Source organism: Rhizobium sp. S163, from assembly GCF_030380805.1.
Classification (GTDB): domain Bacteria; phylum Pseudomonadota; class Alphaproteobacteria; order Rhizobiales; family Rhizobiaceae; genus Rhizobium.
On the sequence record NZ_JAUDSA010000012.1, the window covers coordinates 319354 to 336468 of the forward strand.

Annotated in this window: 11 protein-coding genes; 6 read left to right on the forward strand and 5 right to left on the reverse strand. The window is 60.5% G+C overall.

Features of this window, described 5'->3' with window-relative positions:
* Positions 1 to 14 precede the first annotated feature (14 nt).
* The gene (locus tag QTL96_RS11380) at positions 15 to 1529 is read left to right on the forward strand and encodes an ABC transporter substrate-binding protein (RefSeq protein ID WP_113168240.1); all 1515 of its coding nucleotides are present in this window, start codon (positions 15 to 17) and stop codon (positions 1527 to 1529) included.
* 72 nt (positions 1530 to 1601) lie between these two features.
* Here QTL96_RS11380 and QTL96_RS11385 read toward each other — a convergent pair whose 3' ends face one another.
* Both QTL96_RS11385 and QTL96_RS11390 read right to left on the reverse strand, forming a co-directional pair.
* On the reverse strand, positions 1602 to 2129 hold the full coding sequence (locus tag QTL96_RS11385) for a hypothetical protein (RefSeq protein ID WP_183794315.1): 528 nt from the start codon (positions 2127 to 2129) through the stop codon (positions 1602 to 1604).
* 161 nt (positions 2130 to 2290) lie between these two features.
* Positions 2291 to 2548, reverse strand: coding sequence for a YMGG-like glycine zipper-containing protein (locus QTL96_RS11390; protein WP_111560741.1), 258 nt, complete (start codon positions 2546 to 2548; stop codon positions 2291 to 2293).
* 190 nt (positions 2549 to 2738) lie between these two features.
* Here QTL96_RS11390 and QTL96_RS11395 point away from each other — a divergent pair, with 190 nt between their 5' ends.
* Positions 2739 to 4274, forward strand: a complete 1536-nt coding sequence (locus QTL96_RS11395) for a phospholipase D-like domain-containing protein (RefSeq protein ID WP_112943378.1) — start codon at positions 2739 to 2741, stop codon at positions 4272 to 4274.
* On the opposite strand, the gene QTL96_RS11400 is transcribed toward QTL96_RS11395, so the two are convergent.
* The gene (locus tag QTL96_RS11400; RefSeq protein ID WP_289727778.1) at positions 4224 to 5195 is read right to left on the reverse strand and encodes a lysylphosphatidylglycerol synthase domain-containing protein; all 972 of its coding nucleotides are present in this window, start codon (positions 5193 to 5195) and stop codon (positions 4224 to 4226) included. The genes QTL96_RS11395 and QTL96_RS11400 overlap by 51 nt on opposite strands.
* Positions 5196 to 5261: 66 nt before the next feature.
* Between QTL96_RS11400 and QTL96_RS11405 the strand changes: the two genes are divergently transcribed.
* From QTL96_RS11405 to treZ, 3 genes are all read left to right on the forward strand, one after another.
* Complete coding sequence (locus QTL96_RS11405; protein WP_354669130.1) at positions 5262 to 6017, forward strand: endonuclease/exonuclease/phosphatase family protein; 756 nt, start codon at positions 5262 to 5264, stop codon at positions 6015 to 6017.
* Between the two features lie 85 nt (positions 6018 to 6102).
* Positions 6103 to 8568: a malto-oligosyltrehalose synthase gene (gene treY / locus QTL96_RS11410; RefSeq protein ID WP_289727780.1), complete on the forward strand. Its 2466-nt coding sequence runs from the start codon at positions 6103 to 6105 to the stop codon at positions 8566 to 8568.
* A gap of 123 nt (positions 8569 to 8691) precedes the next feature.
* Entirely contained in the window at positions 8692 to 10461 is a 1770-nt protein-coding gene (treZ, locus tag QTL96_RS11415) for a malto-oligosyltrehalose trehalohydrolase (protein ID WP_289727893.1), read from the forward strand.
* A 42-nt stretch (positions 10462 to 10503) separates the two neighbouring features.
* Here treZ and QTL96_RS11420 read toward each other — a convergent pair whose 3' ends face one another.
* Both QTL96_RS11420 and QTL96_RS11425 read right to left on the reverse strand, forming a co-directional pair.
* Positions 10504 to 11562 (reverse strand): DNA topoisomerase IB, encoded by a 1059-nt coding sequence (locus tag QTL96_RS11420; protein ID WP_289727781.1) that lies wholly within the window; start codon positions 11560 to 11562, stop codon positions 10504 to 10506.
* A 426-nt stretch (positions 11563 to 11988) separates the two neighbouring features.
* Positions 11989 to 12426: a hypothetical protein gene (locus QTL96_RS11425; protein ID WP_289727782.1), complete on the reverse strand. Its 438-nt coding sequence runs from the start codon at positions 12424 to 12426 to the stop codon at positions 11989 to 11991.
* Here QTL96_RS11425 and QTL96_RS11430 point away from each other — a divergent pair.
* The gene (locus tag QTL96_RS11430) at positions 12392 to 17107 is read left to right on the forward strand and encodes a DUF4082 domain-containing protein (protein WP_289727783.1); all 4716 of its coding nucleotides are present in this window, start codon (positions 12392 to 12394) and stop codon (positions 17105 to 17107) included. The two genes, QTL96_RS11425 and QTL96_RS11430, sit on opposite strands and share 35 nt — an antisense overlap.
* Positions 17108 to 17115: the final 8 nt, after the last annotated feature.

The following is a 17115-nucleotide window of genomic DNA, read 5'->3' on the forward strand; positions in this document are numbered from 1 at the left end:
AAGGGAACACAGAGATGAAAAACAGATGGAAAACCGTAGGCCTCGCAGCCATCATGGCCGGCCTGACACTGAGCGCCAGCTATGCGGAAGCAGCCGGTGTGCTGACGATCGGGCGCCGCGAGGATTCGACGACGTTCGATCCCATCAAGACGGCGCAGAACATCGACAACTGGGTCTTCTCCAACGTCTATGACGTCCTTGTGCGCGTCGACAAGACCGGCACCAAACTGGAGCCCGGTCTAGCCGAGAGCTGGACGACCTCCGACGACGGCCTCACCTACACCTTCAAGCTCCGTGACGCGAAGTTTTCCGACGGCTCGCCGCTGACCGCCGAAGACGCGGCCTATAGTCTGCTGCGCATCCGCGACGATGCCGCTTCGCTGTGGGGCGATTCCTACAAGGTCATCGACACGGCTGTTGCCACCGACGCGCATACGCTGACGATCAAACTGAAGAACCCCTCCGCACCCTTCCTGTCGACGCTGGCCTTGCCCAACGCATCGGTCATCTCCAAGAAGGGAATGGAAACGCTGGGACCAGACGCCTACGCTGAAAAGCCGATCGCGTCGGGCGCTTTCACCGTCGAGGAATGGCGCCGCGGCGACCGCGTCATCCTGAAGAAGAACCCCAACTTCTGGGAAGCAGACCGCGTCAAGCTCGATGGCGTCGAGTGGGTTTCCGTTCCCGACGACAATACGCGCATGCTGAACGTCCAAGCCGGCCAGCTCGACACGGCAATCTTCGTGCCCTTCTCGCGCGTCGAGGAGATGAAGAAGGACCCGAACCTCAACGTCGATATCGACGCCTCGACCCGCGAAGACCACCTGCTGATCAACCACGCGCATGGTGCGCTTGGAAAGAAGGAAGTGCGTCAGGCGCTCGACATGGCGATCGACAAGAAGGCGATCGTCGACGCCGTCACCTTCGGTCAGGGCACGGTTGCCAACTCCTACATTCCGAAGGGCGCGCTCTATCATTACGCTGACAACCTGCAGCGGCCCTACGATCCGGCCAAGGCAAAGGAAATGCTGGCGGCCGCCGGCGAGCCAAGCCTGACGCTCAACTACCTCGTGCGCGCAGGCGATGAAGTCGACGAACAGATCGCTGTTCTCCTGCAGCAGCAGCTACAGAAGGCAGGCATCACCGCCAACCTACAGAAGGTCGATGCCAGCCAGGAATGGGACATGACCGTTGCCGGCGACTACGACATTTCGGTTAACTACTGGACCAACGACATTCTCGACCCGGACCAGAAGACCACCTTCGTGCTTGGCCATGACAGCAACAACAATTACATGACCAACTACAAGAGTGATGCGGTAAAGGACCTAGTCGCCAAGGCGCGCCTGGAGCTCGATCCGAAGAAGCGCGAAGCGATGTATGTCGATATCCAGAAGATGGCCAAGGAAGATGTCAACTGGATCGACCTCTACTACAGCCCGTACATCAACGTCTCGCGCAAGAACATCGAGAATTTCTACCAGAACCCGCTTGGCCGCTTCTTCCTCGAAGACACGGTCAAGAACTGAGATCGGTGGAGCTTAGCTCTTAAAGAATGACGGCCGCTGTAGGTTCCTGCAGCAGCCGTTCGGTATCAGGAGTTACGCCGCCGAACCCAGTGCGGGGCGAACAAGACGATCGCCCTTATCCGGCGCCGGCGGCTCGGCCGCGTTCAAATAGAACCTCGCAGGCGCCGTCAGCGAGAACCAGAGGCAGGCTCCCAGCATGAAATAGGCGCTCGTGATATCGTCGACCGGCTTTGCGAGCGGCAGAACCAGCGCGCCAACGAGCACCGCGAGCCTAAGAGCCCACTCGTTCTCGCGCTTCTGCAAGGCGGTGGCGCGCAGGGCCTTGTAGTCTTTCAAATCATAATCGGCCGATGCCGCGCTTGCCTTGTAGAGCTTCAGCGCGGATGGCAGCGCGAGCATGACGAGCGCAGCCTCGCTCAGCCACAGCGCTTCGCCCGCCAAGCACTGCATGGCCGCGATGAGCAGAAACGCGATGGAGAGCAGGTTCCAGACCGGTTCGAGAAGATCAGGTCGCTGGCCTGTGCGGCCGTGCCAGAGTTTCATGACCGTTGCGGCGCCGTGCAGCAGCGGTTCATCAATGTAACGATTTATCCAATTCATGCGCTCGCCCAAGACGCGTTGCCGACGCTTTCTCATCAGCAAAAGAATGGGTCGGCATCATGGCGCTGGCATCATGTTTGCGACGATTGCACAAGATTCAACGCGCGCGATGCCGGCAGGCATCACGTGCGTCGAAGATCCAATCCGCCCGGATCAACCGGTTAGCGGCAACGTGCCTCGTAGGTGCGGCCATAGCGGTCGCGATAGACGCAGTAGCCGCGACGTTCCTGCGATTGGCCGATCAAGGCACCCACCGCACCACCGGCGACAGCACCGACGGCCGCGCCGCCCCAGCTGTTGGTTGCCACGCCACCGATGACAGCGCCGGTCCCCGCACCAATCGCCGTGCCTTGTTCGGTCGCGGTGCACGACGCAAGACTGCCTGCCACTGCGGTTACCAACAGAATAGCTCTGATCATTATTTCACTCCTCGGCTCATCCTCTACCGTGAAGTAAACAATTGACGTGGCTTTTCGTTCCACGATCGTTTTCGCGCCACGCACGACAGCCCGGCACGACCCCGGAAAATACGGTGCACGATGACGGAACAAGTCACCCCTTCAAGCGTTACGGCCACGTCAAATACCAAGCGGGGCGCCGGACAGCAGAATGACAGAATTCCAACCCATCGCCGATCGACTGAAGGCGTCTAAGGCAACCGAGTTCCTGAAACGCGCAACCCGCAAAACAGAAGCTTCTCTTCCCGCTTTGCCGGGCGGCATCATTCGGCAGCGACGCAACGCTTGGCAGGTCGGCAAGGTAGAGAAGGCCGCTTTCCTGATCGATGGCGCCGCCTATTTTCTGGCGCTTGACCAGGCGCTTCGCAAGGCCGTTCATACGATCTGGATCGTCGGCTGGGACTTCAACCCGGATATCAGGCTCAGACCCCATCAAAGCTCCGAAACGCTTGGTGAGCTTCTCCTGTCGCTCGCCGATGAGAAGCCGGATCTGCGCATCCGCATACTGGTATGGGGCATGGGGCCGATCTATTCCGGTAAATCGCTGCGTCTTTTCCGCGAGAGCGAATTCTCCGCCCACCCGCAGATCAGCATGCGCTTCGATCTGCGCCACCCGATCCGCGGCTGCCATCACCAGAAGCTCGTCTCGATCGACGACAATCTGGCTTTCCTCGGCGGTATCGACTTGACCGCCAGACGATGGGACGAGCCGGATCACAAGATGACCAGCACGCTGCGGAAATCGCCGGATGGTACGCCTTATGATCCCGTGCACGACTTGCAGTCGATGGTATCCGGCCACGCGGCCCAGCTGATCGGCGATGTCGCCCGCAGGCGATGGAAGCGTGCCACGGGCGAGCGCCCGGCGCCGGCGCCAGCAGGCGGCGCCTCATGGCCGGCAAGCGTCAGCGCCGACCTTGCGGACGCAACCGCCGCGATCGCGCTGACGGAGCCCGGACTGATCGGCAAGCGCGGCCACTACGAAGCCTTTCGCCTGACACGCGATGCAATCAAGGCCGCGCGCAGGCTGATTTACATCGAGACCCAGTATCTCGCGTCTTTCGGCGTCGCCCGCACCATTGCCAAGCGATTGAAGGAGAGCGACGGCCCGGAGATCACCGTTCTCGTCACCAAGAGTTCGCACGGTTTTCTCGAAAAACTAACGATGGGCAACAACCGCGACAGACTGATCCGCCGGCTGAAGCGCATCGACCAATATGACCGGCTGCGGGTCATGTATGCCGTGGTGCCCGACAAGCAGGGCGGCGAGAAGGAGCTGGTCATCCACTCCAAGCTGCTGATCGTCGACGACCATTTCATTCGCATCGGCTCATCCAACCTGAACAACCGCTCCGAGGGCCTGGATACGGAATGCGATCTGGCGATCGAAGCCTCGACCAATGCGCATCGCTTGGCAATTTCGACGCTGCGCTATCGGCTGTTGGCGGAACATCTGGAGACGACGCCGGAGACGGTGCGCGAGACCGAGCGCAGCCTGCGGTCGCTCAATAGCGCGGTGGACGCGCTGAATGTTGGCAAGCGCGGGCTTCGGCACTTCGCGATCGATGTCTCGAAAGGCGAGACGTCGCCGCTGACAGGCACCACGCTCGTCGACCCGCGACGTCCCTACTGGCCGCTACAGAAGCTGCGCCTGCGCGTCGGACGGCTGGCCGCCGCGATCTTCTGATACCATCTTGCCGCGCTTGCGCAGCACCACCTCGCTGATAGTGAAGAGGGGAATACCGATCAACAGCGGCACGATGAAATAGATCACTCTGAAGGCCACTAGCGCGCCGATCGACGCTGCACCCGGCAGGACATGGCTGACGGTTGCTTCGAGTACACCGAGGCCACCCGGCACATGGGTGAGAAGGATGGCGATGTTGGCAAGCACGAAGGCTGTCGCCGTCTGCACGAAGCTGGCATCGCCCTGCGCCGTCAGCATCTGATGAAGACAGGCGGCGACAAAGACGAAGTTCAGCGTGCCGATGACGACCTGACCGATCGCAAGCTGGAGACGCGGCATCTCGAAGCTCCACTTCCACAGGCGCAACGGCGCACGAACAGTCGCGGCGAGAAGGACATAGGCGGCTGGGAGGGCAAGGCAGGCCAGGCCCAGCATGAACAGACCATCGGCGCTCATGGCGAGCAAGTTTGCCGCATCGCTTGGATTGATCAGGAGCGCCAGTCCCGCAAGGACCGACAGCCCGATGCCCACGGTGACGCCGCAAAACAGGATGACCTTCGCCACTTCCTCGGCACTCAGGCCCCAACGCGCATAATAGCGATAGCGAACCGCGCCGCTGCTCAAGGCGGCGACGCCGAGATTGTGGCCGATGGAAAGACCGGTGAAGGAGGCAATCGCCGCCTTCGGATAGCTCAACGGCTTTCCCGCGTACCGCAGCCCCATCCAATCGAAGCCCGTCAGGCACAGGTACGAGAGTGTTGCGAAGCCCAGGCCGTACAACAGCCGTGAGACGGGGATGGCGGCGATTGACCGCGTGATCTCATCGATCGAATAGCGACTGAAGACCTTATAGAGGAGATAGGCCGCGAGAAGCAGTCCGAGAACCAGGGTTGCATTGATGAGGACACGCTTCGCCGACATGAAGATTCCATTCCGATTGATCTTTCAGTAATGGAACGAAACAGGATGAAATCGGGTTCCCTGTCGATGAGCGCATCGACAGACACTTCGCACCGAAATGAAGACCGGGAACTGAGAATCCTCACCTACAATGTGCACAGCTGCATCGGCACTGACCGGCTGCTCGACCCTGGCAGGGTCGCCGACGTGATCGCGCAATCGGGTGCCGACATCATCGCGCTTCAAGAGCTCGATGTCGGCCGCAAGCGAACCGGCGGCATCGACCAAGCGCATATGATCGCAACCCTTTTGAAGATGGAGGCCCATTTTCACCCGGCTCTTAATGTGCAGGAAGAAAAGTACGGTGATGCCATACTTACCGCCCTGCCGACACGGCTGATGAAGGCCGGCCCCCTGCCCTCGGTCGGCGAGACGCGGGGGGCGATCTGGACACAGGTGGATGCAGGTGGACGAAAGCTCAACGTGCTGAACACCCATCTCGGCCTGCGCAACATCGACCGTATAAAGCAGGTGCGGACGCTGCTCTCGGACGAGTGGATCGGGAGCCCGGATTTTCACGCGGCACCGTGCGTTATCTGCGGCGACCTCAATGCACGAGCGTCATCGCCGGCCTACACGATGTTGGCCGGCCAGTTTCGCGACGCTCAGCTGAACATGGCGGAACGCCCGAGGCCGACTTTTCCGTCCCGCTTTCCACTGCTGCGGATCGATCACGTGTTTCTATCGCACGACCTCATAGTCAGCGCCGCCAGTGTAATCTCCACGCCGCTGGCAAAGCGCGCGTCTGATCACCGGCCGTTGCTGATCACTCTGAAATTCTAACCGCCTCGAACGTGTCAGGAAATTGCATGGGAACAAAAGGCGCGCTGGCGCTGTTGCTGTGTCGCGATCCCACCAGAGGCGACAGATGCACATACCGACATCGACCTACAGGCTGCAATTTCGAGATGGCATGACCTTCGACACTGCCATCGATTTCATCCCCTGCCTAAAATCACTCGGCATCAGCCATCTTTATGCATCGCCGATCTTCACTGCCACCTCGGGATCGACGCATGGCTACGACGTCACCGATTGCAACGAGATCGATCCCGCGATCGGCGGACGCGAGGGCTTCGAGCGCCTGAGCGCCGCACTGAAAGCCGAGCGCCTCGGCCTGATCCTCGACATCGTGCCGAACCACATGGCGGCCTCGACCGAGAACGCCTGGTGGGCGGATGTTCTGAAATTTGGCGCGGACAGCAAATATGCTGATCATTTCGATATCGATTGGAACCAGCGGCTGACGCTGCCGATCCTCGGAAAGAGCTTCAACGACGCACTCGCCGATGGCGAGTTCGAGTTGCAACGCGATCCGCAAACCGGCGATTGGTCGCTCGCCTATTTCGACACCCGATTGCCGCTCAACCTGGATAGCACCGCGCCATTATCAGGCGACCTGAAAGATCGCTCGCAGATATCGAGCGTTCACGATCAGCAATCCTGGCAGCTGACTTTCTGGCAGGATGCCGCGAAGACGCTCAGCTATCGGCGCTTCTTCGAAGTCACCGGACTGGTTGGGCTGCGTGTCGAGGACGAGCAGGTCTTTGCCGACAGCCATGCGCTGGTGCTCGACTTGGTGCGCGCCGGCCACGTGCAGGGGCTGCGGCTCGATCACATTGACGGGCTCGCCGATCCCTCTGCCTATCTCGACCGCCTGCGTGCGACCGTGGGCCCCGAGATTTATATCGTCGCCGAGAAGATTGTCGGGCATGGAGAGACACTGCCGGCCGACTGGCCGATCGAAGGCACAACCGGATACGAGTTCATCTCGGCGCTCAGCAATCTCTTCATCGATCCCGATGGCATGCGCGAATTTCGCCATGCCTATGCCAATCTCTCGCCGGATGCGGCCGATTTCACCACAGGTCTACGCCAGGCAAAGTTGCTGATGGTCGAGCGCAACTTCGAGGGCGAGACAAATCGGCTTGTGGCGATCGCGCATTCGCTTCTGGCCGATCAGGACGAACAGCGGCTTGCATCCGCCATCAAGGAACTGCTCGTCGCGTTTCCCTTCTATCGCACCTATGGCCGTGCCGGAAAATTGTCGGACAGCGATCGCCTGCTCATTGAGCAGGCCGTTGGCGATGCCGCGCAGCAAACCGGAGACCGCGATGCGTTGGACGCCGTAGCGATGCTCCTCGATGGCGGCCCTCGCAGAGAAGAATTCCAGCGACGCTTCCAGCAGTTGAGTGGCCCGATCATGGCCAAGGCCATGGAAGACACACTGTTTTATCGCCACAACTTGCTTCTTGGCGCCAACGAAGTCGGCGGCGAGCCGGGTCGGCCGGCGGGCGGCGTCGATGCATTTCATGAGTTGATGCAGCAAAGGGCAAAGCAGCAGCCAAACGGCCTGTCGGCCACCTCCACCCACGACACCAAGCGCGGCGAGGACGCCCGCGCCCGCCTTTACGTTCTGAGCGAGGAACCTGATGTATGGCGGCTAGGGGTAGAACGCTGGCGTGACATGAACCGCGGCCACCTGACCGAGTTGCCGGCAGGCCTGACGCCCGACGCCAATGTCGAATGGATGCTCTACCAGGCATTGGCCGGCATATGGCCGGAGGAGTTTCGCGATGGCGCTGCCGGAGCACTGACAGATCGTTTCGTCGCCTATGCCGAGAAGGCAGTGCGCGAGGCAAAGCTTGTGACGGACTGGAATGCGCCGCACGAACAATACGAGAAGGCAGTCAAGAGCTATGCGGCCGCGCTCACCGCCTCCGCCAGCCTGACCTTCCACGAGGACTTCGCCGAAACGCTCCGGCCAGTGATGGCCGCAGGCTACCTGAACAGCCTGTCGCAAACGCTGATCAAGCTGACGGCCCCCGGCGTGCCCGATATCTATCAGGGCTCGGAAGCTTGCGACTTCAGCCTCGTCGATCCTGACAACCGGCGCCAGATCGACACGGCGGAACTCGCCCGCCTGCTGGCAACGCGGGACCCGATTTCGGAGCTGACCGTTCCAGCACTCAAACAGCGCATAATCCAGATTGGCCTCAATCTGCGCAAACGCCTGCCTGCCCTGTTTGCCGAGGGAGATTATGTGCCTGTGTCGGTGACGGGCAGCCGCCGTCGCCATGTCATCGCATACGCTCGGCGGCTGCGCGATACGTTCACCATCACGGTGACCCCGCGCATGATGATGGGGCAGCTGGAGCCTGGAAAGCTCTTTGCCGGCCCCGAATTCTGGGACGACACCGCCATCATCCTGCCCGCGGGGCTACAGGGTTCGATACGTGATCTCCTGACTGAGCGGTCGATCGACACCGCCGCGTCGATCCCCGTGGCGAAGCTCCTGGGAAGGCGACCGGTCGCTTTGCTGCAAGTTGAGTGACCTGTTCAGCGGTATGGATAACTCAACCGTGACCAACCGCCACTCCGTCGGTCGCGAACTTTTCGCCCGCGCCCGCGTTGAGTGCAGCCAATCCCATTTGTCGAAAGGCCTCGCGTGACTGATATGCAATTCGGACCCGTCATTTCCGACAGGGGCGTGGTTTTCCGCCTTTGGGCGCCTCTTCTCGACAGCGTCCGCCTGAAGCTGGAAGACCAGGAACCCCGACCCATGCGCCAACTCGCCGACGGCTGGCACGAGGTGGAGGTCGCCGGCGTCGGCGCAGGCGCGCTTTACCGGTTTGTTCTTCCCGAAGGCCTGCAGGTGCCCGATCCGGCCTCACGCTTTCAGCCGCACGATGTGCACGGGTTCAGCGAGGTCGTCGATCTCACGGACCACTACTGGAAAGCCGAAACCTGGCCTGGGCGCCCGTGGGAAGAAACCGTCCTCTACGAACTGCACGTCGGCACCTTCACCGAAGAGGGCACCTTCCTCGCGGCAATCGGGCGTCTCGATCATCTCGCGCGGCTAGGCGTGACGGCGATCCAGCTCATGCCCGTTGCCGATTTTCCGGGACGTTATGGCTGGGGCTACGACGGTGTGCTGCCCTATGCGCCCGACGGCAGCTATGGCAGGCCCGAGTATCTAATGGCGCTCATCGATGCTGCCCACGAACGCGGAATCTCGGTCTTCCTTGACGTCGTCTACAATCACTTCGGCCCCGACGGCAATTATCTGCCCCTCTATGCGCCGCTGTTCACCGACCGGCACAAGACACCGTGGGGCAAAGGCATCGATTATGATGGTGCGATGGCGCGGCCGATGCGCGAATTTGTCATTCAGAACGCCATCTACTGGATCACCGTCTTCAGGCTCGACGGGCTGCGACTGGATGCCGTTCACGCCATCAATGACGACAGCGAGGAACATCTGCTGCTGGAACTCGCACGGCGCGTGCGCGCCGCCGCTGGCGTTCGCCATGTTCACCTGATTGTCGAGAACGAGGAAAACGACAGCGATCTCCTGAAGCGCATGAGCGATGGCAAAACAGGTCTGTTCACGGCACAATGGAACGACGACATCCACCACACGCTGCACATCGCCGCCACCGGCGAGCGCTTCGGCTATTACGCCGATTACGCTGATAATGGCGAAGCGCTTGCGCGTTCGCTCGCGGAAGGCTTTGTATTTCAGGGCCAGCACATGCCCTATCGCGGCGAAAACCGGGGCAAGAGCACGAGCGAACTGCCGCCTACGGCGTTAGTCTCCTTCATCCAGAACCATGACCAGATCGGCAACCGGGCGATGGGCGACCGGATCATCGCCGCGCAGCCCGTTCACGTCATAAAGTCGATGGCAGCGGTCTATCTGCTCGCGCCGCAAATACCGATGTTGTTCATGGGTGAGGAATGGGGGGCGCGCGACGCATTCCCCTATTTCTGCGACCTCAATGAAGAGCTGAACGAGATGGTGCGAAAAGGGCGCCGCGAGGAGCTCTCGCGACTGCCGGGCTTCGATTCGGATGATCTGCTGGACCCGACCGCGCCATCGACGTTCGAGATGGCCAAGCTCGATTGGTCTGCCGTCACCGATCCCCACTGCGCCGACATGCGCGACTTCTACGCCTCGCTGCTCGCGATCCGCCACAAGAAGATCGTCCCGCTTCTGGCAGGGATGCGCCGCGGCGAAATCGTCGCCGGATCGGACTTTACGGCCGTCGCCGCCGATTGGTCGTTGGCGAGCGGCGGCCGGTTGTGCCTGCGGGCGAACCTTGGAGAGGAAACGATTGCGATGGACCCGATGACGGATGGGGCAGAGGCAATCTTCGGCCTTGACGCGTCATCTGGCAGTAACCTGTCGCCGTGGTCAGTCTGCTGGAGCGTAAGCCGCGAGTGACGAACCATTATCAGGCTTTCCATCGGCCGAAGACGCAGCCTTTCAAGGCAAGGATTTCAGCCAACCCAGCACACGGGCCTCTTCCGCATCCATCCATTTCAGCAGTCGCTTGCTTCGTGTCGGCCTCGCGCGCAACAGCTGGCCCAATCTGCCGGCCTTGAACTCGTCGAACACAGCGGGATGAATGTAGGACGAGCGGCACACCGCGCGCGTATTGACGAGCATGGCGGCAATGGCGTCGATCACTTCGTTCATTTGTCGCGCGAGCGCGGCCTCGGTAGCGGCAACCTCCAGGGGTGTGAAGGCAGTGACGGCCGCGCAGGTCGCGCCCCATGTCCGAAACTGGCGGGAGCTGAACTCGGCGCCGGATACATCCCGCATATACTCGTTGACGTCCTGCGACGATATTTGCCGGCGGGTCCCGTCTTCGCAGACATACTGGAACAATTGTTGTCCCGGTAATTCCTGCAGGCTGCGGACAACGCGCGCGATGCGCCTATCCGTGTGCACCAGGTTCCACTCCTTGCCGGATTTTCCCTTGAAGCGGAACTTCACCTTGGAGCCGCCGATCTTGACGTGTCGGCGGCGCAAGGTCGTCAGGCCGAAGGAGCCGTTATCCTCAGCGTATGCCGCATTCCCGATGCGGATGTAGAGATTGTCGAGCATCCAGACGACGGTGGCCAGTGCCTTGTCCATCGTCGGCGCGCGGGCTCGCAAATCGATGTCTACTCGCGCTCGTATGTCAGGCAGGCGCTCACCGAAGTCGAGTAGCTGGTCGAACTTGGCACGTGCCCGCTCCGAATGCCATTCCGGATGATAGCGATACTGCCTCCGCCCTCGCGCATCGATGCCGATCACCTGCAGATGCGAGAGAGGATTGGGCGATATACGAACGTCGACATAGGCAGGCGGAACCGCTAATGTATTAAGCCGCAAAATCTCCGCGCTATCCGTGATCCTGCCGCCATCGGGAGCGTAGTAGAGGAAACCATTTTTTCCTGCCTTACGCGTGATGCCACTCTCGATATCCGTGGTGTAAACCAGTCGAGACGAGGCCAATGCCGCGTTAGGGAAATCCGGTTGCTTGATCGTCTGGTCCATGGGGCAGTAACCCCGTGATCAGGGATCCAGTTCCCTTCACGACCTGAGCTGTTCAATGAGTTGTGCATGGTGCATTTGGTCGATCTGGCGGCCGCTATTTGCATCGCTCAATGGCGCTCGATGCGAGATACAAAGCAACAAAGACGTATCGACGCAGATATTCGAGCAGAATCCGAACAAAACGCCCGCGCTAAGTAATCAAAACGAAGTACAAACCGCTTTTCTGCGTACCACTGATTGCCGTCGTTTCCTGCAGAACGAAAGATGGCACCATGGCCACTCGTCAGGGGATGTGTGGCAGATGATTAAAGTACGCGGTCGTAATAACAGTTATCTCAGTGCGTTCGGCGGGGCCACGACAGTCTATGCCGCGGCCCAAACCTGGAGTACTGGCGCTGCGCCCACCGCTTCAGATGCGACAAGTGCTCAACCGAACACAACGGCCACGGCGTTCCAGGTATCCGCGAAAGGTGCTGCGACAACCACCGCAGCTACATTCAGTTCCGCTAGTGATGCCGCTTCGACCACAAACTCGGCGACCTCAGCGCTCATCGACACGTCAACGGCGACAATGTCGACCAACGAGCCACGGACGGTTTTGCCGGCGGATGCGGCTCCTATGCCCGCCCGCCTCGCGACAGCAAGCGCGAGCATAGTTCTTCCAAACAGCAGCGCTCCTTCGTCATCGGTCGATGCCTCCACCTCGTCAGTTGAGGCTGTCGCTCCCACCGCTTTAGCGGTCTTGCGTACGGCCTCTGCGACGGCGGCAACAACGGCTGTGGCATCGGCAGAAAGCACAAGCGAGCCGACCGCGACGACAACCGCGCTGATGGCACCGGCGGCCGTTGCGGCCACGCCGAACAAGATCGCTCTTGAGAACATGAAGCAAGGCACGGCGCGTAGCGAATGGGCGCTCGAAGGAGACGGCAATGGCACCATTCAGGGCTTCGCTACCGAGATCAGCTCCAACATCGGGCAGACCGTCGATTTCAAGATCGCGACGGATTCGACGCACTACCGCATCGATATCTATCGCATGGGCTATTACGGCGGTGATGGAGCCCGCAAGGTCGCGTCCATCGACAAATCTCTAACGACCGCTCAGATCCAACCACACCCGATCGTTGACATGTCGCTTGGCCTGATCGACTGCGGTAACTGGTCGGTGTCGGCCAGCTGGGAGATTCCAGCAGACGCTGTATCTGGCGTCTACTTCGCCAAGCTCGTTCGCGAAGATGGTGTCGAGGACGCCGGCATTATCCCGTTTATCGTGCGCGATGACGCCTCAGCGAGCGATATCGTCTTCCAGACGTCGGACACGACATGGCAGGCTTACAACGCCTGGGGCGGCGCTAGCCTCTACTACGGCGAAGTGCCCGTCGATCCTGCCGACATGATTGGCTATCTGCCTCCGAATTGCAGCTGTGGCCTGACAGCGATCGGCCGCGCTTCGGCGGTCAGCTACAACCGACCGATCATCACCAACACCAGCCCGGTCGGCGGCACTCACGATTACATCTTCGGTGTCGAAGCCTCCGCAATCTCTTGGCTAGAGCAAAACGGCTACGACGTGTCCTACATCTCTGGCGTCGATTCAGCCCGAAGCGGCAGCCTACTCCTGAACCACGACGCATTCCTGTCCGTCGGCCACGACGAATACTGGTCGGCCGAGCAGCGCGCCAACGTGGAAGCGGCGCGCGACAGCGGCGTCAACCTTGCCTTCTGGAGCGGAAACGAGGTCTATTGGAAGATCCGCTGGGAAACCAGCATTGACGGCAACGGCACGCCTTATCGCACGATGGTCTGCTACAAGGAGACATGGGGAACCAGCAGCGACCCGAGCAGTATCGGCACCGGCACTTGGCGTGATCCACGCTATGCCGATCCGGGCCAGGAGCCGGAGAATTCGCTGACGGGCACGATGTTCACCGTAGACAGCTACCGGCAGGATACGATCACCATCCCTTACGACTATTCGCAACTGCGCTTCTGGCGCAACACCGACGTTGCCAACCTGCAGCCGGGTGAAACCTACAGCTTAGTGCAGAACCTTCTCGGCTACGAGTGGGATTCCGACGTGGAGAACGGCTTCCGGCCGGCGGGCCTGATCAATCTGTCGCTCTCCAGCGTATCCGTAGACACCTACCTGCGAGACTACGGAACGACCGTTGGTAGCGCGATCGCGACGCACAGTCTGACCATGTATCGCGCCGAAAGCGGCGCGCTGGTCTTCGGGGCTGGAACTGTATTCTGGTCATGGGGTTTGAACGCCGATCACGAGGGTCCCGCCACGCCGACCGATCCGAATGTCCAGCAGGCCATGGTCAATATGTTCGCCGACATGGGCATCCAGCCGACGACGCTCGACGCCAGCTTGGTTCTCGCCACACAATCGACAGATAATCTCAAGCCAACCTCGACCATCACTTCACCGACACTCGGCGGCAGTTTCCTCGAAGGCCAGCACGTCACTGTGACTGGAACCGCAATGGATTTCGGCGGCGGCATCATCGCCGGTGTCGAAGTCTCGACCGATGGCGGGCAGCACTGGTTCAAGGCCACCGGTCGGGAAAACTGGAGCTACAATTGGGTCGTCCAGGCAAGCGGCACTTACACGATCATGTCACGGGCGGTGGATGACAGTGTCAATCTGGAGGCTCCATCAGCCGGCACCCAGGTGACTGTTTCGTTGCCCCAGACGCAAGGTCTCTGGACGCTTGCATCGAAGCCTACGACCGAAACGGCTATCGACCGTGATCCGGTCGAGCTTGGTGTCCGCTTCCAATCGACCACGGGCGGTTTCGTGCAGGGCATCCGCTTCTACAAGGGCTTCTATAACATCGGCGAACACGTCGTCAGCCTCTGGAACGCCGATGGCACGCTCCTCGCAACCGGTATTTCCACGAACGAGTCTCTCTCGGGCTGGCAAACCGTGATGTTCTCGAGCCCCGTGCAGATCACGGCGGGAACGACGTATACCGCCTCGTACCACAGCAACGGCTATTTCTCAGTCACAGAGAATTACTTCGGATCGACATATAGCAACGGCCTCTTGAAGACCGTCGATGGAGGCGGTGTTTATTCTTACAGCCCCACCTCCGTTTTCCCGACCCTCAATCCAAGCGGCTCGAACTACTGGGTCGACGTCGTGTTCGACGCTGGCGCCAACACCGCCCCTGTCGCCAACGACGACGGCGGCTTCACGATCGGGCGCAACGGTTCCCTGACGCTGTCGATCGCGGCTCTGACCGCAAACGACACCGATGCGAATGGCGACGCTCTGACGATAACCGCAGTCGGCAATGCCGTGAACGGGACGGTATCTCTGAACACCCAGACCGGAACAGTGGTGTTCACGCCGACCGCTGGCTACACCGGCCCTGCTACGTTTACCTACACTTTGTCGGACGGACGCAATGGTACCAGCCAGGGCAATGTCAGCCTGACGGTGCAAGAGGGGCCCGCAGGCGTCGGGCTGTTTACCGCCGCCGAAGGACCGACCGGCTCGGCAATTCACGATACGACGCCGGTGGAACTCGGAATGAAGTTTGTCTCATCCGCGAGTGGCACGATCACCGGCATCAGCTTCTATAAGGCCGCCGGCGATACCGGCGCTCATACCGGATCAATCTGGACCGCAGACGGGCAGCTCGTCGGGACTGTAAACTTCGCCAATGAATCGCTGAGCGGCTGGCAAACCGCGACGTTCAGCAGCGCGATCCAGATTGCCGCCGGCGTCACCTACATTGCGTCGTATCATACGACCGGCTCCTACGTCGCGACCACGAATTACTTCTCGACCGATCACACCAACGGCGTTCTAACCGGGCTTTCAAGTGCCGCAAGCGGTGGCAATGGCCTTTACAGCTACGGTGCGAGTTCGCTTTTCCCGACCTCCAGCTATCAGGCATCGAACTACTGGGTGGATGTCGTCTTCAACCAGTCGACGGTCAGCAATACGGCACCGGTCGCCGCAAACGACAACGGGCTCCAGGCCTATTCAAACACCGCCCTATCGATCGCCGCTGCCACGCTTCTTGCAAACGACACTGACGCGGACGGAGATTTGCTTTCGATAACGGGCGTGAGCGCGGCGGCGAACGGCATCGTTACTTTCAACAGCCAGACGAATTCCGTGATCTTCACGGCAGCGAGCGGCTATGTAGGCGCCGCAAGCTTCACCTACACGATCTCGGACGGGCGCGGCGGCACGGCATCGGCGCAAGTAAACCTGACGGTCAGCCAGCCAAACACCCCACCGACGACATCGAGCTTGTTCTCATCTTCGCAGACGCCCACGATCGCCGCCGACAGCGATTCGAGCTCCGTCGAACTCGGCGTCAGGTTCGTGGCGTCCGCCGGCGGGCAGATCACCGCTCTGCGCTATTACAAGAGCGCTCAGGATACCGGAACCCATGTCGGTTCGCTCTGGAGCAGCACGGGCACCTTGCTCGCCTCTGCGGTCTTTACCAACGAGACGGCGAGCGGGTGGCAAACGGTCACGCTCAGTGCACCGATCACCATCACCGCAGGCACGACCTACGTCGCTAGCTACCACTCCAACGGATATTATGCAGCCACGCCGAACTATTTCACGGCCGACTATTCGAATGGCGGGCTGACGGTGCCAAACGGCAGTAACGGCGTCTATTCCTATGGCTCGACAAGCCTGTTCCCAACGGCAAGCTACAATGCGACAAACTACTGGGTTGACGTCGTCTATCAGAGCAGCACACCAACGGTGGCCAACACCGCGCCGCTCGCGGTGGACGACACAGGCTTTTCGACAACACCGGGCGCCACGCTTACGATCCAGGCAGCGGCCCTGCTTGCCAACGACACGGATGCTGATGGCAACACGCTGTCTGTCACCAGCGTCAGCAACGCCGTGAACGGCACCGTCACCTTCGACAGCCAGACGAACGCCATCACGTTCACGCCGACGGCAGGCTATTCAGGTTCGGCGAGCTTCTCTTACGCAATTTCTGACGGAGCAGGCGGAACGGCGTCGGCGCAGGTGTCGGTGACCGTCAATCCGCAATCGACGGCACCCACGCAAAGCGTCTTTGCCGCAAACGCAACTCCGACGGTTGTTTCGGTCAACGACAATTCGCCTGTTAATCTCGGAATGAAATTCCAGGCCGACACCGCAGGTTGGATCACTGGCATCAGCTTCTACAAGGGCGCGACGAACACCGGCACCCATACCGGCTATCTCTGGACAGCGACCGGCGATCTGCTTGCAAACGCAACCTTCACAAACGAAAGCGCCAGCGGTTGGCAGTCCGTCACGCTTTCGAACCAAGTGGCGGTCTCCGCGAACACGACTTACGTCGTATCCTACAGCGCCAATGGAAACTACTCGGCAACCAGCGGATACTTCGACAACAGCGTTTCCAACGGCAATCTCGAGGCGATGTCATCCGCTCTCAGCGGCGGCAATGGCGTCTATGCCTATGGTACGGCCGGGCTGTTCCCGACCAGCACCTATAACAGCACCAACTACTACGTCGACGTGGCCTTTCGGCCGCAGCTGGCGGCTTAGGAACGAGC